Here is a 23,643-nt window from a genome sequence, read left to right as displayed (position 1 = left end):
AAACAAGACTTCACCACGGGGAGGGAATACATCGTGGGAAAATATCGTTGATATTCCCGAAACTGCCACATCATCATGCATGAGGTTTGAAGGTTACAACTACAGGAAAGAAGATATATCGCTATGAGCAATTTTGCTCAACCACATTGGAAGGATCTTCCTCACCATCAAGAACAGGTATTACGCGTTAGAGATGCATTCAAAGAAAAATACGGCGTCTATCCTGATGGTGTCTGGTCTGCTCCTGGACGCCTTAACCTCTTAGGGGAATATATTGATTTCTTGGGTGGTTCATGTTTGCCGATGCCTCTTCCCTATCGCACCTATATTGCAGGAAGACTAAGAACTGATGGTGTGCTTCGTGCAGAGTCTCTACAGATGCCCGCGGACGAAAGAACCGTCGTTATTCGAGATATCCATCCAGGCAATCTCAAAGGGTGGTTCACATATGTTGCAGGTGTTGCTTGGGCCATGAACCAGGAAGGGGGCAAAGATATTGTTTTACCTAAAAATTTTGGTGCAGATTTACTCATTGATTCTCATGTTCCTGTCGGCGGAGGGCTTTCCTCTTCTGCAGCTTTAGAGTGTTCAACGATTTTGGCACTCCTCGACCTTTCATGCCCTCTACGTGAGGATTGCGATGAGAGTGAGCCGTTACCTTCTGATAGAGGCCCTGGCAATGATGTTTTACGTTCTCGTTTAGCTCAAGTATGTATACGTGCAGAAAACGATGTTGCGGGGGCTCGTACAGGAGGACTAGATCAAACTACCTCATTACGGTCTAAACCACATAAGGCTTTAGCTATTGATTTCCGAGATTTTTCTATAGAACCTCTAGAAGCAGATGTCGAGTCAGCAGGACTAGGTTTCCTCGTCATCAACACCAATACTCCACATGAGCTCTCAGGCGGAGAGTTTGCGGTTCGTCGAGCAGCAGCAGAAGCCTGCGCTCAGGCTCTAGGTTTGGACTATCTTCGCAATGCTCTCCCTGAGGATTTGTCCTGTTCTCAATTAGATGAGCATCAGGCGAAGCTTTGGCGTTTATCGATGGTTGATACAACGACGATTCGTGCTCTTGATGCTTTTGAGGGGACTCAACAACCTCCACAATTTCCTCGTGGTTGGGTTAGACATACTTTTCACGACATGTGCCTTGTAGAGCGAGCCGCATTCCTTCTTCGGAATATGTCAGATAAAACACCGCAAGCATGGACGGAGTTAGGGCATTTATTTACTGAATCTTTTATTTCCATGAGGGATGAGCTGAGGGTTTCACGACCAGAGATTGACCTTGCAGTAAACGTCTGTCTTGAAAATGGAGCATTAGGCGCTCGCATGGTTGGTGGAGGATTTGGTGGTGCTGTTATGGCACTCATCGATCAAGACAAGATTCATGACACTGCAAAGAGTGTGACACAGGCTTATGCTCGTTGCGGTTACGCAGCCCCTGAATTTTTGCCGATGGTTGCGGGATTCCCTGCAGATAAAGATTTCTAGGAGCTATTTAAATCAAGCTGTCCCCTAATATATATTCCCGTAATGGCATATATACTAGGGGACAGCTTGTCAAGATACGTTAATTATGAAACGTGTACAACAGGTCGTCTCATAATCTGTTTCTCAGCTCGCCGCAACACCTCATGCGTCGTTGAAGCAACTTGACCTTGTCCAAAGAAAATAAACGCCAAGTAATTCTTCATCGGAGAACCCGCAGCCCAGTCAAGATACACGTGCGGAACGTTACCGGTCATATCACGAATCTCTAGTGTCAAAGCAGCAATGTTATTAGGGATAGAAGCCCCAGAAGCGCAGAGGATACGTTGGTCGCCTACCTCAACGCCGTGCACCGTTAGCTCAGATTTAAACTGGCTAGGATCCATCACTGCAATTTCCATAAAGAGCACATTCTTATCCCTACCAATATGATGCCCCCATTCTTCACGTTCTCGCTTTTCAAGATAATCAGCAAGATTGAAGTTATCAGGACGGTGAGCAATGAGGTGTATGGGCTCATCCGTTTTTTCGAGAATAAATTCAAGAGCCTTTTTATCAAATTTAACGTGGTCAATACGAAGCTCGTATGAGCGCATAGCACGAGATACCAGCGACACAAGCACTATTGCCAGAATGAAAGTGCTAGCAATACGAATACCTTCTGGGCGTTCAATAATGTTAGCAACGGTTGTGTAGACAAAGATAAGAGTGATCAACGAATAGAAAATAACGGAATAAGGTTCTCGATGACGGCGAGCGCTTAGTGTTACTGCAATAGCGGCACTAGTCATGAGCACCAAAACACCTGTAGCATAAGCTCCACCTTGGGCGTTAACATCTGCCTTATAGATGATGGTGATAATAAATGCGGTAATAGTAAAAACAATGACCAGAGGGCGCGAAGCACGCGCCCATTCTGGGGCCATACCGTATCGAGGCAAATAGCGTGGCACGAGGTTCAAAAGACCGCTCATCGCTGACGCTCCTGCAAACCAGAGAATGAGAATGGTGGCAATATCGTAGATTGTGCCAAATCCTTCCCCATACATTTCATGGGCCAAGTAGGCTAAAGCTCGACCATTGGCGTGGCCGCCTTCTTGAAATTCTGCCTGCGGAATGAGCAACGTTGTAACAAAACTTGAGGTAATCAATAACGTACTCATGGTTATTGCCGCTGTTGTCAGTAGTTTACGAGTAGCGATAATACGATGTTTAGTCTGCTCGGCGGTATTCTTCCCTTCAGCTTTGATTTGAGGCATGACAACCACGCCGGTTTCAAATCCACTCATACCTAGCGCAATTTTAGGGAAGACGAGAGCAATAAGACCAAAAGCTAACCACGGGTTTGAATGGCTTCTGAGCAAGGCGTCGGACCAATTGTTGAGGTAGTCGGGGTGCTCAAAGATACGAATCATTGATCCAACGATGACAACGACGTTGACCGAGAGGAAGAAGACAACGAGACCGACAGCAATACCGATAGCTTCTTTGAAGCCACGCAAGAATACTGCTCCGAGTAATCCAAGGAAGAAGAGTGTAATAAGGATATGTTGACCGCTAAGGAATGAGGGTACATAAGGATTAGCTTCGACGTGTTCAGCAGCGTCAGCTGCTGAGAGCGTCATCGTAATCATGAAGTCTGTAGTGGTGAACCCTAAAAGAATGAGGACAACAATTTTTGCGTTCCACCGTGAAAGTAATCTTTCAAGCATGACGATAGAACCGGCACCATTTGAGGATTCTGCAGCTACACGTCGGTAGATAGGAAGCGCTCCGAAGAGGGTGACGAATACGAGGAGTATTGTTACGAGCGGGCTGAGTAGTCCTGCTGCGAGTGCTGCGATAGCTGGCTGGTATCCGAGGGTTGAAAAGTAGTCGACGCCGGAGAGGCACATGACTTTCCACCAAGAGTGACCTTCATGTTGCGGGCGTTTTCTACCGTGGGGGCCTTGGAGGTTGCCTTTGAGTTCTTGCCCGTTATCTAAGAGCCATGTGCGAGATATATGGCGAACTTTTTGGGTGATAGTTGATGTCGCCTCTGGTTCAGGATCGCTATTGTGTGTTCGTTGAGCGATACTGCGCTGTTTATTTTTGAGCGTAGACCCCATCAGGGGGACCTTTCTAGGAACGCACTATTGTGCGTAATCATGAATAAGACTCTGGCGAGTATACTCCTGTTTTTCGAAGCAAGGTACTCAGCAATGTTATTTTTTAATTTCTACTGGTCAGAAGCGTCATTTTTGGCTATTTTGTGATGTGTTGTTCAATAAACAATAGGATTTAAAGGTACACAAAAGACTATTTTTGGGGGTTTGAGATATCAGTCGTATAGGTTTTGCGCCTAGATTCAAACGCGTGTTTTGTAAATCGCCTTCTACCGATAGAGAAAATTTTGATGAAAAGCTTTTATTTATGATTCTGCACCAACTATTCTGGTTATGAGCATTGTTCTGATGCTTCGAGTAGATACTCTAAGAGTTCTTCTCGTCTTGAGATGAAAGGATAGTTCCGTGGGTTTCGATCTTGATGGAATGAAAGACAAAATCACCGAAGGCGTCGAAAACGTCAAAGATGTTGTCAATGAAAAAATTGGTAAAGACGTTGTCAATGACGATATTGTCAACCAGGCAAAAGAAAAAATCAGCGAAGGTATTGACGCTGTAACCGAAAAATTTGGTAAGTAAGTTTTTCGTCGAACGCTCCATCTGTAAGATGGGGCGTTTGGTCTTTTAAGGCTACTTTTCGCTGTAAAAGTATGGCAATATCAGCCTTTTTTAGTTTCCTCAAAAAATTTTTTATTTTCTGCGTGACATTTTTGTGGGTTGTTTCGTCTTACTAGTGAGAGGTTGCAAGTTTGCTTCCTCGAAAGACCTCATATCTATGAAGGAGGCTCTTATGAGCATCGGAGATAAAATTCAGAACGGCGTTGAAGACGTTACCGGTAAGGCAAAAGAAGCTGCTGGCAAAGTAACTGACGATTCTCAGCTAGAAGCAGAGGGTAAAGTTGATCAGCTCAAATCCACTGTTAAAGACGGTGTAGAGAAGGTCAAGGACGCTGCTGGCGACATTATTGATTCCTTCAAGAAGTAATTTATTCTTTTAGAAGCTGTGGGCGGTACCGATTTTTCGGTATCGTCCACAGTTTTTTGTGCCATCATACTTCCAGTAGCAAGGAGTTTTCTGTGTTACCTCGTATCAGTATTTTTAAAAGAAAGAAGTTTGCCATGACAAACCGTCAACAATCAACGTTTATTCAGGCCCAGCAGGCTCTTGAGCAGGGTTCTGTTGTTATTTTTTGGAGACCGGGGTGCCCTTTTTGCGAGCGCCTTGATGCTGGTTTAGGTGGCGATGGAGATAACGCCGTATGGGTCAATATTTGGGAAGATTCTGAGGCTGAAGAATTTGTTAAATCGGTCAATCAGGGAAATGCTGTTGTTCCCACGGTTTCTACAGCTGAAAAGTCTTTTGTTGCTTCTGCTCCTGATGCTGCTGAGACTGTGCGCCGTCTTATCAAGACGGCATCAGCTTAGAAGTTTTATGTTGTGTGAGATTTTGTAATTCCAAAAAATCCACACCTTTCAATCCCAGGGTTATCCACAATCGTGGATAACCCTGGGGAAAATAGTTACACCCCTGTAATTACGCGAAGGTGGCTTCTTGGTTTTATCGCTTTCTTCGCAGAATGACACTCTGAGAATTACACACCTGTAGTTATTAACAATGTGGACAACCTCTGTGGATAACTTTTAGTAGGGTTCTTCCATAGAGGTCAATCCACGTTCTTTGCAGAATGACTTATCGTCCCTGATGAGAGAATTTTTGCATTAGCCACGTCACCGCAGCACCGGTAAACATCCCTCCGAGATGAGCTTCCCAAGAGATGCCAGGGAAGAAGAAACTATAAGCCATATTGATAGCAATTAACACCAAAATAGGAGAAGAATTTTCGCCGCGAAGACGCGTTAAAACCCAAAAAGCACCAAAGAGCCCAAAGACTCCCCCAGAAGCACCAATGGTGGTGACAGATGGGGCAAAACTCAGAATACTTGCCAAAGACACTGCAATGGAACCACCGATAATAGAACACAGGTAGAGGGCTATAAATTTTATTCTTCCCAGGCGAAATTCTAGTTCACGGCCAAAAAGCCAAAGAGAGAACATGTTAAGCGCCAGATGGGAGATATTCCCTTGGCTATGGAGAAAACCGCTCGTAAGAAAACGCCACCATTGGTGTGTTTCAAGAACATAATTCCAGTTAAAAGCGAAGGTGTTGAACATAAAGTGCCCAGGAATTAATAATTGAGCGCCATAGACTATCGTGGTTAGTGCTATCAATAGATAGGTGATAAGAGGAGAGCCTTGTTGCATTATTGCTCTCGTCATCTTTTGAGTGGATGTCCTATCGGGGTGGCAAGACCGACATAAAATACCGACTTCTACAGGAATCTGACAGTCACCGCAGGTTGGTTTTTGGCATTGTTTACATCGTGCATATGCCATTTTGTCAGGGTGTTGAGAACATGTAGGAAATGAATATTCGGAGGATTCTCCATACAGGGGTGGCTGATAGTTCATCTGTGTATTTTCTCTGAGTGTTGTTGTGGTGATGCAATAAGAGCCCGTCCAGAGTAAATACCGGACGGGCTCTTATCTCACCTCAATAAGGTTTAGAGCTCTTCAATATCGATAGAAGAAATAACGACGTCTTCTACAGGACGATCCATATTTCCGGTCTTGACGCCTTCAATAGCGTCTACGACTTTCTGAGATGCTTCGTCTGCGACTTCACCAAAGATGGTGTGACGGCCGTTGAGCCAAGGAGTCTCTACAGTGGTGATGAAGAACTGTGAGCCGTTGGTGCCGGGGCCAGCATTTGCCATAGCAAGAAGGTATGGCTTGTTGAAGGAAAGTTCAGGATGGATCTCATCTTTGAATTGGTATCCGGGGCCGCCGATGCCCTGCCCGAGGGGGTCTCCACCTTGAATCATAAAATCACGGATGATGCGGTGGAAGATGACATCTTTGTAGAGAGGGCCTTCTTGTGGTTCACCGGTGTGAGGGTGTGTCCATTCCTGAGTACCATTGGAAAGACCAATGAAGTTTTTAACGGTGATGGGTGCATGATTACCGAAGAGGTTCACCACAATGTCACCGTGGTTGGTATGAATAGTTGCTTTAGCAGTTGCGTTAGTCATAGTTCCTATTTTCGCATGTTCTGTCATAGTCCGCTAGCCTATGAGACACTTATGCACTCAGCGAAAGTGTTTTTAGGGTGTGGGTTTCTCCTCTTTTTTGGTCGTTCAGGTGTGTTCATGAACTTTAGCGAGAAGTGAAATACAGGGGTTTTTGCGAGCTAAACCTCTGTTTTAGGAAAATAGTACGTAAGCTAGGTATTGATCATAATTTTCCATAGGACACTTTGTTTTATGGTGTAACGATAGAGAAAGGCAGACCTCATGGTGTGTGCACGTAAAGTGTCGAAAGCTCAGAAGCTTGCAGAAAAGACTTTCGCTAAGGCTCAGAAAGCTACCGGCAAGAAAGCTGAGAAGCTTACTCAGCTTGCTGAAGCTCAGGCAGCCAAGGCTAGTGAAATTGCTCAGAAGTATGCAGAAAAGACCCGCGCGAAGAGTGGCGAGGTTGCTGCTGTTGCTGCAGATAAATTAAGTTCTTTCGATATTCCGGAGCAGGCTGAGAGCCTTGTTGAGAAGGCAACTGGAAATAAGAAAGCTCTTAAGAATGCACAGAAGCAGGCGGTTAAAGCTGCGAAGGCTTATGCGAAAGAGCAGAAAAAAGCCACTAAGGGTGGAAACAAGTCCTTGGTTTTCCTTGGTTTGATTGTTGCTGGAGCAGTTGCAGGTTATGCTGCGTATAAAGCGTCTCAGCCAGTAGAGGATCCTTGGAAGACTCCTCAGAGCTAGTTCTTATGCTCAGATAATGAGCGAAGGAGTATTCAAGAGATTCCTTCTTCAAAATACCCCTGATGATTGGATGTCGCATCTATTCATTAGGGGTATTTTTATAGGAATATCAAGAAGCTGAATAAGAGCATGCAAGTTTTTGTCAGGCAGAAATAGCTATGGGGAGGATGGTTCAAGCCGTCATATGCGGTGAATTGTTTAGAGATAAACAAATGACTCCAAACCTCTACAAGGCTTGGAGTCATTCTCAACCATAAAAATAGCTCGGCGACGACCTACTCTCCCACACCGTCCCCAGTGCAGTACCATCGGCGCAAAGAGTCTTAGCTTCCGGGTTCGGGATGGATCCGGGCGTTTCCCTCTTGCTATAATCACCGAAACGTGGAGGCGAGGGGACTCGAACCCCTAACCCCCTGCTTGCAAAGCAGGTGCGCTACCAATTGCGCCACGCCCCCGTGGTGTTACATATAAGAGTCTACAACACTGATCAAAACATGAGCAAATCAAGAAGTTATGACTTGCAACACTTTATCTCTTAAATAAAGTGGGGAGCACCCCGCTACAAGGTGCTCCCCACGTGCATTTCGCTACGGACTACTGATGCGATTGCACCTCTCTTATCTCTAAGAAAGATTAGGTACGACATCCGCATCTGAGCGAATATCGATAATTATTGTTCTTTCGTAATACCATCTAAGTGAACTCGAGAAGCAGCTGATTCAGCAATACGCTTTTCTTCCTCACTGGGATTGATGTACTCGACGTACCCATCAGTGTCAGTCTCTTCAACCGAGTCCTCAGCACTGAAGTGATTCTCTGAAATATGCAACCCATGAGCACCGAGAATTCGAGCTACACGGTCAATTTCTTCAGGAGTAGGGACATCGTCAGTTACTTTTCTGATGTATTCGTTAATACGCTGATCAGAAACATAGTCTTCACCACGAGCAGCACGAGAAAGCATCAATTTACGTATAACTTCTTCGAGCTGAGCATCGGTCAAACGCCGACGCAACACTGCCATAACGGCCGCTCTATCCTGTACCGGGACGTCTTCGGGGTAACCGACACTCAACCAGTCAATAACACGAGAGACGATATTTCTCTGAGGCATCCCGCTACTCCTTTGCTAGGGATTCAAAGACGAGACATCCTATCCCGCCACACCAAATAGGTTAAACCCTGTGGAATGATAAATAAAATCTTTAGCAATCCATAAGATTCCCATAATAATAACAAGGACAATCACTGCAAAGATACTATAAGCGATGAGTTTACGGAATGAAGATGGTGGCTCCACCTCAATGAGGCGCCCATCTGCGGTGTATTCGGTTGTTCCAGCAAGCATTCTCAAGCCAATAGCGTAGAAAGCTGGAATACCAGCACCGAACACTAGGCCTGTAAGAATTACAGGGACGACCCTCTGTGCAATTTCAAAAAGACTCATATTTTAGGCACCCACCTTATGGGCTGTATTTTCAGAGACACCAGATTTAAGTGTTTGAACTGATTCTTTGGACTGTTTATCGGCACCAGATTCTCCCCACTCATCGTTGACGTTTGACGCATCAACAGGAGCTTTCTTGGAATGTAGATACATCCACAAGCAGAAACCGATGAGGATAAGGAATACGGCCAGTTCACCTAAGAACCCGCTACCTGTTACAGCATTGAGATAGTGCCCAATCATCCACGTTATTGCGCCGATACTACCTGCAGCAGGCAAGGTAATAATCCAAGCGATAACCATACGTCCAGCAACACCCCAGCGAACTTCAGCACCGCGGCGACCGAGCCCAGTACCAAGGATAGACCCTGTTGCTACATGGGTTGTAGACAGTGCCATACCGAAGTGGGAAGAGGTCAAGATAATAGCGGCAGAGGATCCTTCAGCTGCCATACCTTGAGGTGTATCAATCTCGACAAGCCCTTTACCTAAGGTGCGAATAATGCGCCAGCCACCCCAGTACGTACCAAGAGCGATAGCAAGAGCGCAAGTAAATTTAACCCAGAAAGGAATATCTGCATCGGGCGTAATTTCTCCGGAAGCAACAAGCGCTAGGAAGATAACACCCATGGTTTTCTGAGCGTCGTTTGTGCCGTGTGCCAGTGAAACCAAAGACGCAGTACCAACCTGACCCCAACGGAATCCTTCGTATTTCTTTTTATCCGAGACGGGGCGGGAGATTTTGTAGATAAGCCAGGTACCTACCGTTGCAACCATACCCGCAACGAATGGTGCCATCACAGCGGGGATAACAATTTTCGCTGCGACACCGCTCCACTGCACACCAGAGAATCCAAAAGCTGCAATGGCTGAGCCAATCAATCCGCCAAATAGGGCATGAGAAGAGCTAGAAGGCAATCCGAGAAGCCATGTCAGAACGTTCCATAAGATACCGCCGACAAGTCCGGTGAAGACAATCAGGAGGAGCCCTGAATTGTCACCAGCAACAGCATCGAGATTAACAATGCCCTTACCTACAGTGCGAGCAACTTCTACAGAGAGGAATGCTCCAATGAGGTTAAGAACAGCAGAAAGAGTTACAGCAGTTTTAGGTTTGAGAGCACCGGTGGCAATAGAAGTTGCCATAGCGTTTCCGGTGTCGTGAAATCCGTTCGTGAAGTCAAAGGCTAAAGCCGTAAGAACCACGATAGCTAAGATAATAAGTTCAGTAGTCACCCTTTGATTATGAACATAGTTATTCGGTATAGGAAGCTAGGTGAACACGGTAAAAACAACCATAAAAAAGCAATATAAAACAACATTAACAAACAGTAAACGCAACTTAATCTTTACCAAGAAAATAATAATAGGTTAAAAAGTTATAAACTCACCCTAAATAACAGGTTTACAATCGACATAAAACAAAGTTGATTCACTTAATAAATATGTTGGTTTATGTTGGCTTAGGAATAGTTCACCTAGGGGATTAATGAGTTAAACCCCATCTTTAGATGCTGTTTACCAACTGTTCACCTTAAAAACAGTGGGATACTCATCACAAAGACTATATAACTCTGGATATAAAAAATGACTCCAAACCTCTACAAGGCTTGGAGTCATTCTCAACCATAAAAATAGCTCGGCGACGACCTACTCTCCCACACCGTCCCCAGTGCAGTACCATCGGCGCAAAGAGTCTTAGCTTCCGGGTTCGGGATGGATCCGGGCGTTTCCCTCTTGCTATAATCACCGAAACGTGGAGGCGAGGGGACTCGAACCCCTAACCCCCTGCTTGCAAAGCAGGTGCGCTACCAATTGCGCCACGCCCCCTCGGCTATAACCTCTATGAGATTTTATAAAGAATCCGTAGATTCTTTCCAAGATTTTTTAACATCTTGATTTTCCTGAACCTTCTTCGTCAAAAACAATCCAAGAACTGTTGTTGAAACAACGACAAGTATCTTTTTCATTTTTGCCTTTCGGTAAGGAAGTGGGCGTACCAGGAATTGAACCTGGGACCTCTTCGTTATCAGCGAAGCGCTCTAACCGTCTGAGCTATACGCCCTTACCTGTCCCTTAGGACGAAATAAAACTTTACACGACCTTCTCGACTTTTCCAAATCGATATTGGGTATTTTAGGTCACATTTATAACGTTCTAAGGAAACAAGGAAAATTTCTAGTCATCAGTCAAGGTCAGACCGATACCGCCAACAAGCTTTGCAGCAATGTTGTACAGCATCGCGGCAATAACACCAAGCAACGTAAAGAGAATAACGTTCACCACAGAAATCATAGTGGTGTACAGTGCAACCTGCCCCAACGACAAGAAATTAGAAATATCAATATGGTTGCCAGTAGTGCCAAGCATCGTCAAAAGATCATTAATGCCATCAAACAATCCTGTAGCCTGCATAGCAAGCCACAAAACCACTGAAGACACAACAAAAACAATACCCACAGCAACAGAAAGCAAGAAAACTAGCTTAGCCACAGACCATGTATCAACTTTGGCAACAACAAGGCGAGCACGACGAACTTTAGAGCGAGGCGCAGGACGCACCAACGGCTTATTGCGGTGAGCAGCAGAACGTGTGCCGTTGCTGCGAGCCCCCGCACGCTGTTTATTCGCAGTAGGGCGTGCACCTTGTTTACGGGTGCTAGTACCGGTAGTGCTCACTCTTAGTTACCTCCGTGTGCATTCTCTTCAGAACTCTGAGCTACTACTTGCTCAGACTCAAGCTGATGACTCTCTAACGGTACTGTATTATCGACCGCTTCGGTGCGTTCACCATCATTTTCTTCTTCAAGCTGTCGGTCTTGGTTACGAGCAACACCAACAATATGGTCATTTTTGCCAGGCTTAGCAAAAATAACACCCATGGTGTCACGTCCTTTAGCAGGAACTTCAGCAACAGAAGTACGAACAACTTTACCTGATTGCATAACGACTAAGACTTCGTCATCGTCTTCAACAATCAGACCTCCCACAAGGTCACCACGATCTTCAGCCAACTTAGCGACCTTAATACCAAGACCGCCACGACCTTGAATACGGTATTCTCCGACCTTCGTACGCTTTGCATAGCCACCTTCGGTTACAACAAAAACATACGAATCATCAGAAACAACATTCATACTCAACAGTTCATCACCGTCACGGAACTTCATGCCCGTCACGCCAGAAGTTGCACGCCCCATCGGACGCAACGCTTCATCAGTTGCAGTAAAACGTAATGACTGACCTTTACGAGAGATCAGCATCAAATCGTCTTCGGCCGAGGCAAGCCCAGCAGAAACAAGTTCATCGCCATCACGTAGGTTAATAGCAATAACACCAGCAGTACGATTGGTATCGTAATCACTTAGTTTGGTCTTCTTCACCAGACCGCCCTTAGTAGCTAGTACAAGGTAGGGAGCGTCCTCATAAGATTTCAGCTCCATCACTTTGGCTATGGTCTCGCCCGGCTGGAAAGCTAAGAGGTTAGCAACATGCTGCCCTTTAGCGTCACGACCGGCTTCCATTAGTTCATAAGCCTTTGTACGGTAGACGCGGCCCAGATTAGTGAAGAAAAGAATCCAGTTATGTGTTGTTGTGACAAAGAATTGTTCGACAACGTCATCACCACGTAGCGCGGCGCCCTTAATGCCCTTGCCGCCACGGTGCTGGCTTCGATACTGATCAGAGCGAGTACGTTTAACATATCCGCCACGGGTAATGGTTACGACCATCTCTTCTTCAGGAATAAGGTCTTCCATCGACATGTCACCGTCATAGCCCATCAGAATCTTGGTACGACGATCATCACCATAACGATTGACGATATCGGCAAGTTCTTCAGAGATAATTTCACGCTGACGAGCCTCAGAAGCGATAATCTCGTTATATTCTGCAATCAAACGCATTAATTCATCATGACGAGTTTGAATCTTCTGACGTTCCAAAGCTGCTAGACGACGTAGCTGCATATTAAGAATTGCTTGAGCCTGAGCTTCATCAATATCAAGCAATGCCATCAATCCACTGCGAGCATCGTCAGCTGTTGCAGAACGACGAATCAGCGCAATGACCTCATCTAAAGCGTCAAGAGCTTTGAGCAACCCGCGAAGAATATGTGCTTCTTCTTCAGCTTGACGTAGACGATAACGAGTACGTCGAACAATAACCTCAATTTGGTGATTTACCCAGTGGCGGATAAACGCATCCAAAGAGAGTGTACGAGGCACACCATCAACAACGGCAAGCATGTTAGCAGAGAAGTTTTCTTGCAACTGGGTGTGCTTATAAAGGTTGTTCAGGACAACCTTAGGGACAGCATCACGTTTGAGAACGACAACTAGACGCTGTCCGGTACGGCCAGAAGTTTCATCACGTAAATCAGCGATACCGGTAATCTTATGCTCTTTGACAAGGTCAGCAATTTTAATAGCAAGATTATCGGGGTTTGCTTGATAGGGGAGTTCGGTAATGACGAGGCACGTGCGGCCGTGAATCTCTTCGACGTTAACCACAGCACGCATCGTAATGGATCCGCGCCCTGTACGGTAAGCATCTTCAATACCCTTATGCCCAAGGATAGTTGCACCAGTAGGAAAGTCAGGACCTTTGACCCGTTCTAACAATGCGTCAAGGAGTTCTTCGTTGGTTGCATCAGGATTTTTAAGGAACCATTCCACACCTTCTGCTACTTCACGCAGGTTGTGAGGAGGGATGTTGGTTGCCATACCTACCGCAATACCTGAGGAGCCATTGACTAATAGGTTAGGAATACGTGAGGGAAGAACAGTCGGTTCTTGGTTTTTACCATCGTAGTTGTCTTGATAGTCCACGGTATCTTCGTGGATATCACGAACCATTTCTAATGCGATAGGCGCCATCTTTGTCTCAGTGTAACGAGAAGCTGCCGCTCCGTCGTTACCGGGAGAACCAAAGTTTCCTTGACCTAGCGCGAGCGGGTAACGCATGGTCCAATGCTGAATCAGACGTACCAAGGTGTCATAGATAGCGCTATCACCGTGGGGATGGTACTGACCCATCACGTCACCGACCACGCGAGCGCATTTATTAAAAGCTCGTTCAGGTCGATAGCCGCCATCGTACATCGCGTAGATGACTCGGCGGTGCACAGGTTTTAGCCCATCACGTACATCCGGTAAAGCACGTCCGATAATGACAGCCATTGCGTAGTCTAGGTACGAACGTTCCATTTCTGAGCGGAGGTCTACTTTGTTCACTCGTCCGTGAACGGTAGTTGCTGCCGCTAAAGAACTTCCTACAACTTCGCCTTCAATAGGTTCTGTGGAATCATTCTGAGTTTCATCGCTCATGTGAAGTTTTCCGTTTCTTTTCGTCCTTGATTTATATTCCTTGAGCGTTATATAACGCTTGTGCTATGCACATATTCCCTAGACATCAAGGAATCGAATATCTTTTGCGTTCTGCTGAATAAAGTCACGTCGAGCCTCAACATCTTCACCCATCAGAACAGAGAAAACCTGATCAGCTGCAGCAGCATCTTCTACAGTCACCTGCAAGAGAGTGCGTTTTTGAGGATCCATTGTTGTTTCCCAAAGCTCGGTGTAGTCCATTTCTCCAAGACCTTTATAACGCTGAATACCATTGTCTTTAGGGAGACGCTGGTTATTAGCAAGACCTCGAGCAACAACCTCATCACGCTCAGCATCAGAATACACATAATCGTGTGGAGCGTTAGACCACTTAATGCGATACAGCGGAGGCTGAGCCAAATACACATACCCAGCTTCAATCAAAGGTCTCATGAAGCGGAAGAGCAAAGTTAACAACAACGTCGTAATATGCTGACCGTCAACATCTGCATCCGCCATCAAAACAACCTTATGATAGCGGGCTTTTTCGATATTGAATTCTTCTCCAATACCAGAACCAAAAGCAGTAATCATCGATTGAATCTCAGCATTACCCAATGCACGATCAAGACGAGCACGCTCTACGTTAAGAATTTTTCCACGTAGAGGAAGAATCGCCTGAGTATTTGGGTCACGCCCCTGAACTGCAGAACCACCTGCAGAATCACCCTCCACCAAATAAATTTCAGAAATCGAGGGATCCTTCGACGAACAGTCTTTAAGCTTTCCAGGCATTGAACCTGTCTCTAGCAACCCTTTACGGCGAGTTGTCTCGCGAGCGCGACGAGCAGCTAAACGAGCGTTAGACGCAGTAATTGCACGACGAACAATGTCTTTAGCTATCTGAGGATTACGCTCAAACCAGTCACCTAAATGATCAGACATCTCACGCTGAACAAAAGACTTTGCCTCAGAGTTGCCCAATTTCGTTTTTGTCTGCCCCTCAAACTGGGGCTCAGAAATTTTTACAGAGACAACAGCAGTCAGACCTTCACGAACATCTTCACCGGTGAGGTTATCGTCTTTATCTCGCAACAGCTTGTTATCACGAGCATAACGGTTCACCAAAGATGTCAATGCAGCGCGGAAGCCTTCTTCATGTGTACCACCTTCATGTGTATTGATGGTATTAGCATAGGTGTGAACAGACTCTTTATAATCGGTGGTCCATTGCATCGCTACTTCCAAGCTCATAATACGTTCAGTATCTTCTGCTTCGAATGCGATAATTTCATCGTTGATAGTCTCTAATTTTTTAGAGCTATTAAGGAATTTAACATAGTCCAAAAGACCGTTTTCATAGAGGTAAGTGACACTCTTATACCCTTGGGCATTTGCGCTCACTCGATTGAGTTGTTCGCCCTTTTTCTTTTCATCTCCAGCGATTTCGTCTTGGGGGAGAACCTCTCGCTGATCAGTGAGAGAGATAGTGAGCCCCTTATTTAAGAACGCCATCTGTTGGAAACGTGCCCTGAGGGTTTCAAAATCAAAAATAGTTGTTTCAAAAATTTCAGGATCAGGCCAGAACGTCTGAGTCGTACCAGTTTCTTCTGTCGCCTCGCCACGAGTCAATGGGTTCTTTGTAACACCACCGTTTTCGAAGGAAATGTTCCAAGCGTATCCTTGACGTCGCACCTGAGTTTCTACGCGTGTAGATAGCGCATTCACAACGGAGATACCTACACCGTGCAAGCCGCCAGAGACAGCGTATCCGCCACCGCCAAATTTACCGCCAGCATGCAAAATCGTCATCACGACTTCTACAGTAGGCTTGTGTTCGGTGGGGTGTTCATCAACAGGAATACCGCGCCCGTTATCGCTAACGCGCACTGCACCATCTTCGAGGATTGTCACCTCAATGTGGTCAGCATGCCCAGCTAAAGCTTCGTCAACAGAGTTATCGACAACTTCGTAGACGAGGTGGTGCAGACCGCGTTCATTAGTTGAACCGATATACATACCAGGACGCTTACGAACAGCTTCTAGCCCCTCGAGAACCGTAATATCGGCTGCACCATATTCATGAGGTGTTTCTTCAGTTGCCACAGGTATAAGGCTCCTTGAGTAAGATTTAGCGCACCCCCCATCAAGACCTCTTACAACCTCGCTCATTACTATGAGCAAAGGTTGCATGAATTGCTCATTTAATGAGCGATGCAGAGTTAGAAATGCGCAGTACATTTACGCTCAATTCTACCGGAAAGTAGGGAGATATCGCCCTCTTTGTTGCCTTTTGTAAGGGTTATTCTTAGTATGCACCCGCTAGAACGCCTAGAATCAGCGCTTCTAGCGCACGAGGGTATTACGCAATAGGTTCCCCGTTGCTATGAGATTCTCTTCTTAGATGAGAAAACTATCCGTAGGTATCTCGTGGACCACGCCCTCCAGGCGCAACTAATTTTCCGTGTTTCCATTGTCGTGTATGGGGCCCCAAAATAATAATATCGGTGACAATACCGGCACCAAGTTCCCTCTCAAACATCTTCAATATTTCTTCTTTCATCAGCTTTAAGCTGGTAGCCCACGAAGTAGATGTACATCGAATAGTGACTTTAGTGTCTTGATATTTTTCAGGGGTTGTATGCTCGGCAACGTGTTCTCCCATGAGTTCTTTCCAACGAGCAAGAACAGAAGAAACAGCAACAGGCTCTTTCCAACCTCGACTACGAATTAATTTATCAATAGCGTAGCTCAAAGGTTGAGGATCACGATAATCTTCACCAGCGCCGGTATATCCACCCATTTGAGCAATATTATGCCGTTGATAATATTGTTGTGGCTTCTTCTTTCCCGGTTGCTGAACCATAGAAGCACTAAAATCTTTGAGAATTTTTCGGGCAGCATACCCTTTGAGAGGAGCTTCTCCTCTCTCAGAAGCAGCATAACGCATTCTTTGCAGCATAATTGCTGGTGCTTGGGCGTATTGCTCATCAAAATTCATGAGAAGACAGTTCTTTCACTACGATATGCCATTAAGATACTCAAGCAAGAGACGCATGCCCCGGAGTCACTCTAATCATAGTGATATCTTCACCAAGCTCTTGCGGAAGGTCCTCTTCAATAGCACATGTTACTAACACTTGTTCAGCGTCAGATACGATTGCACCAAGACGTTTCCGGCGCGCAGTATCTAGCTCAGCAAAGACATCATCGAGGATAAGAATAGGGCACGATTCTACGCTTTGTTGATCTTTTCTATGAACGTACCAAGAACCTAGTTTTAACGCTAGAGCTAAGGACCAGCTCTCCCCATGAGATGCAAAACCTTTAGCGGGTATATCACCAATTTTCCATATCATCTCATCGCGATGAACACCGATGAGGCTCACTCCACGCTCAATTTCTTCAGATTGTTTGTCTTCTATTGCTTGCATCCAAGCCTGAGTAATCTCAGCAACACTCAGCTGTGCTGCTTGTGGCAAGGTCCGTTCTGTAATATCAGGAAAAATTGTTGATTCATAGGTAATGCCAATAGCTTTAGACCCGTCAGTGAGCTGCTGATAAGCGTATTGAATTTCTGGAACTAAGCGCGCCAACGCATTCCATCGAGAATGAACAAGTAATGCCCCAGCTTGAGCAATCTGTTCATTCCAGATATTCAACGTATGACGATGCTCCTCAGTGATTCGTCCACCTCTCATCGTTTTCAGAAGTGAATTTCGTTGTCTGAGGATTCGCTCATAATCACTTCGGTAAGAAGCAACAACAGGACGCAGAGAAACAGCCAAATCATCAACAAAACGTCTCCGACATTGAGGTTCACCTTTAACGAGTTGTAAATCTTCAGGTGAGAAAAACACCGTCGAGGTAATCCCCAATGCTTCACGGGCACGAACCGGAGCAGCTCTATTGATACGGACACGGTTACTATGTCCTGGGGCAATTTCAAATTCAGTGATGGTCTGCCAATTTCCTCTCACAACACGAGTCCGTATATATGCTCGTTGCGCCCCCACCTGAACTAAAGGCCCATCATGAGATACTCGATGTGAAGAAAGCTCCGCAGTGTAGTTAATAGCTTCAACAATGTTGGTTTTACCGACCCCATTAGCGCCAAGGAATACAGTGACACCGGTAGATAACGGTAAATTCAGTAGCGAGTAGGTACGGTAGTTCATCAACGAAATATGGTCGATGTACACACAAACCTTCCGTTCTTCACACAGTCCTTAGAGGTAAGAGACGTAACTAATTAGGCAGGCGAACAGGCATGAGCAAGTATCGATAGTCACTTTCGTCTTCACCCATCAACTCTTTTTGCCCTGAAATAGAAGCGGGTTTTGCAGGATCAGTGAAAGAGAATCTAATAAATTCTGTTCCGAAACTGTTAAGACCTTCTGAAAGGTAGGAAGGGTTAAACGCTACCGTAATGCTCTCTTCACCTTCAAGATGAGCGCTCAGCGTTTCCGTTGCTTGAGCGTCTTCGCCAGTTCCAGCATCCAAAGTGACTTGGCCTTCGCTAAAGACAAGACGCACTGGTGTATTACGTTCTGCAACAAGCGATACACGTCGTACGGCTTCAAGCAAATCGGAAGTTCTAACAATTGCGTGAATTGGTGTTGAGTCAGGAAATAGTGATCGAATTTTCGGGTATTCTCCGTCAACAAGCAAGCTAGTGGTTCGACGTCCACCTGATTCAAAGCCGATTAGCTCATGAGAGTCAGAAAGCGCTATGTTCAGTTCTCCTGCTCCGCCGAGAGTTTTAGCTACTTCTGACATAGTTTTTGCTTTAACTAGTACCGCAGTTTGGATATCTGATGACGTTGGCGCCCAGGTGAGTTCACGCATTGCTAGACGATAACGGTCAGTGGCAAGCAACGTCATTTTTTCCCCCTCAATCTCTACCAAAATAGCGGTAAGAATGGGGAGGGTATCGTCTTTAGAAGCGGCAACAACAACTTGCGATACAGCTTTCGCAAACGAGTTCCCTTCAACTGTTCCTGAAATCGTCGGCAGTGTTGGCAATTCTGGGTAGTCAGCTACTGGCATGGTGCTGAGGTTAAAGCTTGCAGTGCGACACTGAATGTGCATTTTCGAATCATGCACGCTGACATTAACATCTGCATTAGGCAAGGAACGGCAGATTTCTGCAAGAAGCCTTCCAGAAACGAGAGCTACGCCTTCTTCTTCAATAGTGGCACTAACGTTGAGTTTCGCAGAGGTTTCGTAGTCAAAACTTGCGATGGAGACTTCTCCTTCGGCTGCGGTAATTAGCAGCCCTGATAGAACAGGTGCAGGTGGTCGAGGTGAAAGTGATCGAGCAGTCCAGCCGACTGCTTCTGTGAGGACATCACGTTCGATAGTAAATTTCACCGGTACCCCTTGTGCAATAAGTCAAAGAAAAGTTGTGAGCTCATCGAAGTTGTGAGCACATTTTGTTTTTCAGTCTACCGGATATTTTCAACAGTACTGTTGCAAACATCAGAAGATAGGAGGTTTTTAGTCGTTATCACTCCATAAAAAACCACTAGCGTATATACACAATAAGGCATATACGCTAGTGGCTATTATTTGATGGCTTTAGCAACCTAGTTTTTTAAACTCAATAGTCGCTTCAGCAGTATAAGTATCGCCAGTTCCAGTAGAGCTATTACGACCAAGTACAGCATCTTCTCCACCCTTTGGGTCTGCAGAGAACGTAAAGACTGCTCCTGCACCCTTCGGAATAGGCCCAGCGAAGATAATAGACAGGTAAGTTCCACGATCTTCAATGAGAGCAGGCGGGAAACTCTCCGAATAAAGTTCTGGACGGTGAGCATCAAGACGCAAGAAAAGTTCGAGTCCGCCTTGGGTAATAGCTGAGGGGTTTGACCATGAAGGGTCAATAGGAATCGTAATCATTGCACCACTAGCTGCACCTTCAGGAAGACCTATATGAAGACGCCACATAAGTTTTTTACTATTAGCGTCGTACCAGTGTTGCATCTCTGCTTCACCATATTGTTGCGCTTTATCTTCTCCAGAAAGACCTTCTCCGTAGAGGACTTTTTTATCATAGTTGTGGTTTGAATAGTCTGGGTCTGTTGCAACGATTCGAGATTTAACTTCCCAGACTCGCATATCGCATGAAGCAGCATAGACCGGAACAACAGATGTTGCGAGGACAACAGGTGCGGCCCAAGCGGCACCTTTAACAAGATGACGACGGTTCACTGTGTGAGACATTATTCCCCTAATAAGAAAAATTTTTAAATTAAAACTTCACTTTTTAGTGTACCTACAAGATATCTAAAAGACGCTTTATTAAATAACCACTCTATTGGCGGGGAGTGTCAGCTAAACGGGTGACATTCCCCGCCAAACTTGCGCTATAACCTGTCTAAGAAAACAGAATATTTAAGAGCACATTAGGGGTTTGAAGGTTATATAAGCTTCAGCAGTATATGGGGTACCTGCCAATACAGCTTCTTCTCCACCAACAGGAACCGTTGTAAAGATAAAACCTCCAGCGGCGCCAGCTGGAATTTCTTGAGGGAAAGAAATGGTTATGTGACCAGTTCCTATAGCTACCTCAGCTGCAGGAAGTTCTTGAGTGAACAGTTCAGGATGGGCTGATCCAAATGCTTTAAACTTTGCAAGAGGATAAGGGGCTGGTTTTGAAGGTGAAGTCCATGAACTGTCAAAGGGGACAGTAACAAGAGTACCTGCTTCTGCGCCTTGTGGGAATCCTAAAGGAATACGCCACCATAGCTTTCCTCTGAAATACCAGTGTTGCATCGAGCTTTCGCCGGGTGGAGTGGTTTGATCGGTGACAACATTATCAAAATTAACATTTGATGGATCTTCATCTGTCTGAATGAGCCGTGACTTGATGTACCACGAACCTTCAGGACAAGGAGAAGCTGCATAGCTGGGAATTACTGCTGAACTAAGAACTACAGGTACAGACCAAGCAGCTCCACGAACTATGTGACGACGAGATAGTGAATTCATGGTTCCTCTATAAGAAAGGGAGAACTAGCAAAAACCCGTTGATTTTAGCGACGTTCTCGTTGGTTCATTGCGAGGATGTTTTCTAAAAACTCATGGTGTTGAAAGAAGAACATCTGATAGTCAAATTACAGCCTTTTAATTTTCAAAACAACAATAAGACTCTAGAAACAACATATTTCTGTAATTACAAAGTGCACTTAACCCCTTGGAACACGAGAAGAAAAAATGTAATTACAGAGTTCAAGACCTCCGCAGGAAGCAGAGAAAATGTTATTTGGATGTTTTTCTCTTTAAGGGAGTAGTGTTAATAACGGGTGTGGATTATGTGGAAAACCATTATCAACCGCGAGAATCTAGGGTTTTAGATGTTGATAAGATGTGTTTTAATAATGACTATTAAGTGAATCTATTGTGAATGAATATTTATACCGTATAAGCAATCCACTTAAAACGCATAACTATACACTTAACGTCCACATTTTAAGACCTTAAGTCACACAAGTTATCCACAGGGTCGATATTTTTTGTTATTAAGCTTGTCAGAGCTACTTTTGAGACCTTTGAGCCTGCTTAATCTTATTGGTGAGCTCATTGACCTGATTAAAAATCTGGTGTCTCTCCGCCATTAACGTCCTAATCTTCCGATCGGCATGAATCACCGTTGTATGGTCACGCCCACCTAACTCTTGACCAATTTTAGGAAGCGACATATCCGTTAACTCACGTAGTAGATACATCGCAATTTGACGTGCAGTCACCAGCGTGCGCGTGCGAGACTTCGACTGCAAATCTTCAATCGAGACATCAAAATAGCTAGCCGTAGCAACAAGAATCTGAGAAGCTGTAATTTCCTGAGCACCATCACTTGTAATAAAATCTTTGAGAACTCTCTCCGCTACAGCTAAATCGATAGGTTGTTTATTCAACGAAGCAAAAGCCGCGACACGGATGAGAGAACCTTCCAGCTCTCTAATGTTGGTGGTGATGTTCGAAGCAATATACTCCATCACATCATCAGGTACCTCAATCGATTCATTCTGAGCTTTCTTCCTCAAAATAGCAATACGAGTCTCTAGCTCTGGTGGCTGAACGTCGGTAATGAGTCCCCATTCAAAACGAGAACGCATACGTTCAACGAAACCAGTGAGCATTTTAGGAGGCAAATCAGAAGTAATAACAACCTGCTTCTGATGGTTGTGCAAGGTATTAAAAGTATGGAAAAACTCTTCTTGTGTATGTTCTTTACCCGCTAAAAACTGAATATCGTCAATCAGCAACATATCAACGTTGCGATAAATCTGTTTGAACGAGGAACCTTCGTCATCTCTAATAGAGTTGATGAATTCGTTAGTGAACTCTTCAGAATTGACATAACGTACCCTGAGCTCTGGATAAAGTCTCTTTGCATAATGCCCAATAGCATGAAGCAAATGAGTTTTACCTAAACCTGAGTCTCCATAGATGAAGAGGGGATTATAAGCAGAGGCTGGAGTTTCCGAAACAGCAAAAGCTGCAGCATGAGCAAAACGGTTAGACTGCCCAATCACAAAAGTATCAAAAGTATATTTATCGTTAAGACGGGCAGAGCTCTCCCACACCGATGAAGCTGTTGATGTTTCTGTATTCTGCTTTGGTTGGGGTTGCTCAACGTCCGAAGCAGGCGCCGATTCTTTCTGAATGGGACTCTTGTTTTGTGTAAAGGAAGGGCTTGCCAAACGCCCTTCTGTCTCTATCTCTTGAACATTTGGAACAGAAGTAAAATTCTGAACACTGTTGCTCTCTTGTACTATGTTTGCGGTGTTAGCTGTCGGCGATGAGACTGTCTGCTGAGAAACTTTTGGCTGGGTGAAAGTAAGATCTGGAGTTTCTTCGAGGCTTGTATCAATGACGATAGCTTCAGTTGTTCCCTCTCCAAAAGCATTCTCTAACGCAACTTTGAATTCTTGATTGATTTTTTGCTGAATAACATCTCTCGCGTATTCGCTAGGAACTGCAATCAGCAGCACCGTTCCCATATGAGCTTGAGGTTGAGCTTGCGAAATAAACCCCATCCATCGCGGACTGACACTAGAACGAAGCGCATCCTTGAGATGAGCCCAACGAAGCATCATGTCTTTATGTGATTGCTCGCTCAAGGTGAACTCCTTTTTTCAGTCGGTAATGTTGAGATTAAATTTTAGCGCTTAACCACCAAAATCCACAGTTTTCCACAAGGGTTATACACAGAGTGGAAAACTTGTTATTTACACAGTGTATTTCGTGAGGATACTTTGAGACAGTCTATCGAAGAAGTCGTAAATTACAAGAAAATAGCTGTTGATAAGTTATAAAGTGCTATTCTGTGGAAAACTTGACACTTAAGCCTCTTGCGGGAAGTAATCCACAGCTGTTGATGATAAATTGTGCACATGTTGTGATTAAAAACTTAGCTGTGCCTTGCTTGACCACAAGCAATTAAACTCAT

At 45.0% G+C, this 23,643-nt stretch carries 21 protein-coding genes, 3 tRNA genes and 2 rRNA genes; 5 read left to right on the top strand and 21 right to left on the bottom strand.

The window, feature by feature from the left end:
• The first annotated feature begins 123 nt into the window (after positions 1 to 123).
• The gene (locus ACN08W_RS00265; RefSeq protein ID WP_419108497.1) at positions 124 to 1,497 is read left to right on the top strand and encodes a galactokinase; all 1,374 of its coding nucleotides are present in this window, start codon (positions 124 to 126) and stop codon (positions 1,495 to 1,497) included.
• Positions 1,498 to 1,580: 83 nt separating this feature from the next.
• On the opposite strand, the gene ACN08W_RS00260 is transcribed toward ACN08W_RS00265, so the two are convergent.
• Positions 1,581 to 3,602, bottom strand: coding sequence for an amino acid transporter (locus ACN08W_RS00260; protein WP_419108496.1), 2,022 nt, complete (start codon positions 3,600 to 3,602; stop codon positions 1,581 to 1,583).
• Positions 3,603 to 4,004: 402 nt separating this feature from the next.
• Here ACN08W_RS00260 and ACN08W_RS00255 point away from each other — a divergent pair, with 402 nt between their 5' ends.
• The 3 genes from ACN08W_RS00255 (at position 4,005) to ACN08W_RS00245 (ending at position 5,024) form a co-directional block, all read left to right on the top strand.
• The gene (locus ACN08W_RS00255) at positions 4,005 to 4,178 is read left to right on the top strand and encodes a ribosome recycling factor (RefSeq protein WP_419102785.1); all 174 of its coding nucleotides are present in this window, start codon (positions 4,005 to 4,007) and stop codon (positions 4,176 to 4,178) included.
• Between the two features lie 211 nt (positions 4,179 to 4,389).
• Positions 4,390 to 4,584 (top strand): CsbD family protein, encoded by a 195-nt coding sequence (locus tag ACN08W_RS00250; protein WP_419102786.1) that lies wholly within the window; start codon positions 4,390 to 4,392, stop codon positions 4,582 to 4,584.
• Between the two features lie 134 nt (positions 4,585 to 4,718).
• Positions 4,719 to 5,024, top strand: a complete 306-nt coding sequence (locus ACN08W_RS00245; RefSeq protein ID WP_419106753.1) for a glutaredoxin domain-containing protein — start codon at positions 4,719 to 4,721, stop codon at positions 5,022 to 5,024.
• A gap of 265 nt (positions 5,025 to 5,289) precedes the next feature.
• Here ACN08W_RS00245 and ACN08W_RS00240 read toward each other — a convergent pair whose 3' ends face one another.
• On the bottom strand, positions 5,290 to 5,994 hold the full coding sequence (locus ACN08W_RS00240) for a rhomboid family intramembrane serine protease (protein ID WP_419106754.1): 705 nt from the start codon (positions 5,992 to 5,994) through the stop codon (positions 5,290 to 5,292).
• Positions 5,995 to 6,161: 167 nt separating this feature from the next.
• Positions 6,162 to 6,689, bottom strand: a complete 528-nt coding sequence (locus ACN08W_RS00235) for a peptidylprolyl isomerase (RefSeq protein ID WP_419102789.1) — start codon at positions 6,687 to 6,689, stop codon at positions 6,162 to 6,164.
• A 261-nt stretch (positions 6,690 to 6,950) separates the two neighbouring features.
• Between ACN08W_RS00235 and ACN08W_RS00230 the strand changes: the two genes are divergently transcribed.
• Entirely contained in the window at positions 6,951 to 7,412 is a 462-nt protein-coding gene (locus ACN08W_RS00230; RefSeq protein WP_419102790.1) for a hypothetical protein, read from the top strand.
• 262 nt (positions 7,413 to 7,674) lie between these two features.
• Here ACN08W_RS00230 and rrf (ACN08W_RS00225) read toward each other — a convergent pair.
• From rrf (ACN08W_RS00225) to dnaA, 18 genes are all read right to left on the bottom strand, one after another.
• A 5S ribosomal RNA gene (gene rrf / locus ACN08W_RS00225) occupies positions 7,675 to 7,791 on the bottom strand.
• Positions 7,792 to 7,794: 3 nt separating this feature from the next.
• Positions 7,795 to 7,867: transfer RNA gene (locus ACN08W_RS00220), tRNA-Ala, on the bottom strand.
• A 215-nt stretch (positions 7,868 to 8,082) separates the two neighbouring features.
• Positions 8,083 to 8,526, bottom strand: a complete 444-nt coding sequence (locus ACN08W_RS00215) for a DUF3349 domain-containing protein (protein WP_419102791.1) — start codon at positions 8,524 to 8,526, stop codon at positions 8,083 to 8,085.
• Positions 8,527 to 8,565: 39 nt separating this feature from the next.
• Entirely contained in the window at positions 8,566 to 8,859 is a 294-nt protein-coding gene (locus ACN08W_RS00210) for a hypothetical protein (protein WP_419102792.1), read from the bottom strand.
• A 3-nt stretch (positions 8,860 to 8,862) separates the two neighbouring features.
• Positions 8,863 to 10,095 (bottom strand): inorganic phosphate transporter, encoded by a 1,233-nt coding sequence (locus tag ACN08W_RS00205; RefSeq protein ID WP_419102793.1) that lies wholly within the window; start codon positions 10,093 to 10,095, stop codon positions 8,863 to 8,865.
• A 401-nt stretch (positions 10,096 to 10,496) separates the two neighbouring features.
• Positions 10,497 to 10,613: ribosomal RNA gene (gene rrf / locus ACN08W_RS00200) — 5S ribosomal RNA — on the bottom strand.
• Positions 10,614 to 10,616: 3 nt separating this feature from the next.
• Positions 10,617 to 10,689, bottom strand: a tRNA-Ala gene (locus ACN08W_RS00195).
• Between the two features lie 23 nt (positions 10,690 to 10,712).
• A complete protein-coding gene (locus ACN08W_RS00190) occupies positions 10,713 to 10,829 on the bottom strand; it encodes a DLW-39 family protein (protein WP_419102794.1) in 117 nt (38 codons plus the stop codon).
• Positions 10,830 to 10,850: 21 nt separating this feature from the next.
• Positions 10,851 to 10,924, bottom strand: a tRNA-Ile gene (locus tag ACN08W_RS00185).
• Positions 10,925 to 11,037: 113 nt separating this feature from the next.
• Positions 11,038 to 11,538 carry a DUF3566 domain-containing protein gene (locus tag ACN08W_RS00180; protein WP_419102795.1) on the bottom strand — a complete coding sequence of 167 codons (501 nt, stop codon included), beginning with the start codon at positions 11,536 to 11,538 and terminating at the stop codon, positions 11,038 to 11,040.
• Positions 11,539 to 11,540: 2 nt separating this feature from the next.
• Entirely contained in the window at positions 11,541 to 14,186 is a 2,646-nt protein-coding gene (gyrA, locus tag ACN08W_RS00175; protein ID WP_419102796.1) for a DNA gyrase subunit A, read from the bottom strand.
• A gap of 78 nt (positions 14,187 to 14,264) precedes the next feature.
• Positions 14,265 to 16,292, bottom strand: a complete 2,028-nt coding sequence (gyrB, locus tag ACN08W_RS00170; protein WP_419108495.1) for a DNA topoisomerase (ATP-hydrolyzing) subunit B — start codon at positions 16,290 to 16,292, stop codon at positions 14,265 to 14,267.
• Between the two features lie 307 nt (positions 16,293 to 16,599).
• On the bottom strand, positions 16,600 to 17,187 hold the full coding sequence (locus ACN08W_RS00165; protein ID WP_419102798.1) for a DUF721 domain-containing protein: 588 nt from the start codon (positions 17,185 to 17,187) through the stop codon (positions 16,600 to 16,602).
• A gap of 40 nt (positions 17,188 to 17,227) precedes the next feature.
• Positions 17,228 to 18,388, bottom strand: coding sequence for a DNA replication/repair protein RecF (gene recF, locus ACN08W_RS00160; protein WP_419108494.1), 1,161 nt, complete (start codon positions 18,386 to 18,388; stop codon positions 17,228 to 17,230).
• A gap of 46 nt (positions 18,389 to 18,434) precedes the next feature.
• On the bottom strand, positions 18,435 to 19,559 hold the full coding sequence (gene dnaN / locus ACN08W_RS00155; protein WP_419102800.1) for a DNA polymerase III subunit beta: 1,125 nt from the start codon (positions 19,557 to 19,559) through the stop codon (positions 18,435 to 18,437).
• Positions 19,560 to 19,766: 207 nt separating this feature from the next.
• Positions 19,767 to 20,411, bottom strand: a complete 645-nt coding sequence (locus tag ACN08W_RS00150; protein WP_419102801.1) for a hypothetical protein — start codon at positions 20,409 to 20,411, stop codon at positions 19,767 to 19,769.
• 171 nt (positions 20,412 to 20,582) lie between these two features.
• On the bottom strand, positions 20,583 to 21,179 hold the full coding sequence (locus ACN08W_RS00145; RefSeq protein WP_419108493.1) for a hypothetical protein: 597 nt from the start codon (positions 21,177 to 21,179) through the stop codon (positions 20,583 to 20,585).
• A 545-nt stretch (positions 21,180 to 21,724) separates the two neighbouring features.
• Entirely contained in the window at positions 21,725 to 23,290 is a 1,566-nt protein-coding gene (dnaA, locus tag ACN08W_RS00140; protein WP_419106781.1) for a chromosomal replication initiator protein DnaA, read from the bottom strand.
• Positions 23,291 to 23,643 lie beyond the last annotated feature (353 nt).

It is taken from the genome of Rothia sp. CCM 9419, assembly GCF_048512815.1.
GTDB lineage: Bacteria > Actinomycetota > Actinomycetes > Actinomycetales > Micrococcaceae > Rothia.
The sequence above is the reverse complement of the archived record's forward strand: the minus strand, read 5'-3'. Positions and strand labels throughout refer to the sequence as shown.

What these genes read in the sequence shown, in the direction of transcription:
- ACN08W_RS00265 (WP_419108497.1), top strand. Translation starts at nt 124, where the DNA reads ATGAGCAATTTTGCTCAACCACATTGGAAGGATCTTCCTCACCATCAA.
- ACN08W_RS00260 (WP_419108496.1), bottom strand. Translation starts at nt 3,602, where the DNA reads ATGGGGTCTACGCTCAAAAATAAACAGCGCAGTATCGCTCAACGAACA.
- ACN08W_RS00250 (WP_419102786.1), top strand. Translation starts at nt 4,390, where the DNA reads ATGAGCATCGGAGATAAAATTCAGAACGGCGTTGAAGACGTTACCGGT.
- ACN08W_RS00245 (WP_419106753.1), top strand. Translation starts at nt 4,719, where the DNA reads ATGACAAACCGTCAACAATCAACGTTTATTCAGGCCCAGCAGGCTCTT.
- ACN08W_RS00240 (WP_419106754.1), bottom strand. Translation starts at nt 5,994, where the DNA reads ATGGCATATGCACGATGTAAACAATGCCAAAAACCAACCTGCGGTGAC.
- ACN08W_RS00235 (WP_419102789.1), bottom strand. Translation starts at nt 6,689, where the DNA reads ATGACTAACGCAACTGCTAAAGCAACTATTCATACCAACCACGGTGAC.
- ACN08W_RS00230 (WP_419102790.1), top strand. Translation starts at nt 6,951, where the DNA reads ATGGTGTGTGCACGTAAAGTGTCGAAAGCTCAGAAGCTTGCAGAAAAG.
- ACN08W_RS00215 (WP_419102791.1), bottom strand. Translation starts at nt 8,526, where the DNA reads ATGCCTCAGAGAAATATCGTCTCTCGTGTTATTGACTGGTTGAGTGTC.
- ACN08W_RS00210 (WP_419102792.1), bottom strand. Translation starts at nt 8,859, where the DNA reads ATGAGTCTTTTTGAAATTGCACAGAGGGTCGTCCCTGTAATTCTTACA.
- ACN08W_RS00190 (WP_419102794.1), bottom strand. Translation starts at nt 10,829, where the DNA reads ATGAAAAAGATACTTGTCGTTGTTTCAACAACAGTTCTTGGATTGTTT.
- gyrA (WP_419102796.1), bottom strand. Translation starts at nt 14,186, where the DNA reads ATGAGCGATGAAACTCAGAATGATTCCACAGAACCTATTGAAGGCGAA.
- ACN08W_RS00165 (WP_419102798.1), bottom strand. Translation starts at nt 17,187, where the DNA reads ATGAATTTTGATGAGCAATACGCCCAAGCACCAGCAATTATGCTGCAA.
- ACN08W_RS00150 (WP_419102801.1), bottom strand. Translation starts at nt 20,411, where the DNA reads ATGTCTCACACAGTGAACCGTCGTCATCTTGTTAAAGGTGCCGCTTGG.
- ACN08W_RS00145 (WP_419108493.1), bottom strand. Translation starts at nt 21,179, where the DNA reads ATGAATTCACTATCTCGTCGTCACATAGTTCGTGGAGCTGCTTGGTCT.
- dnaA (WP_419106781.1), bottom strand. Translation starts at nt 23,290, where the DNA reads ATGATGCTTCGTTGGGCTCATCTCAAGGATGCGCTTCGTTCTAGTGTC.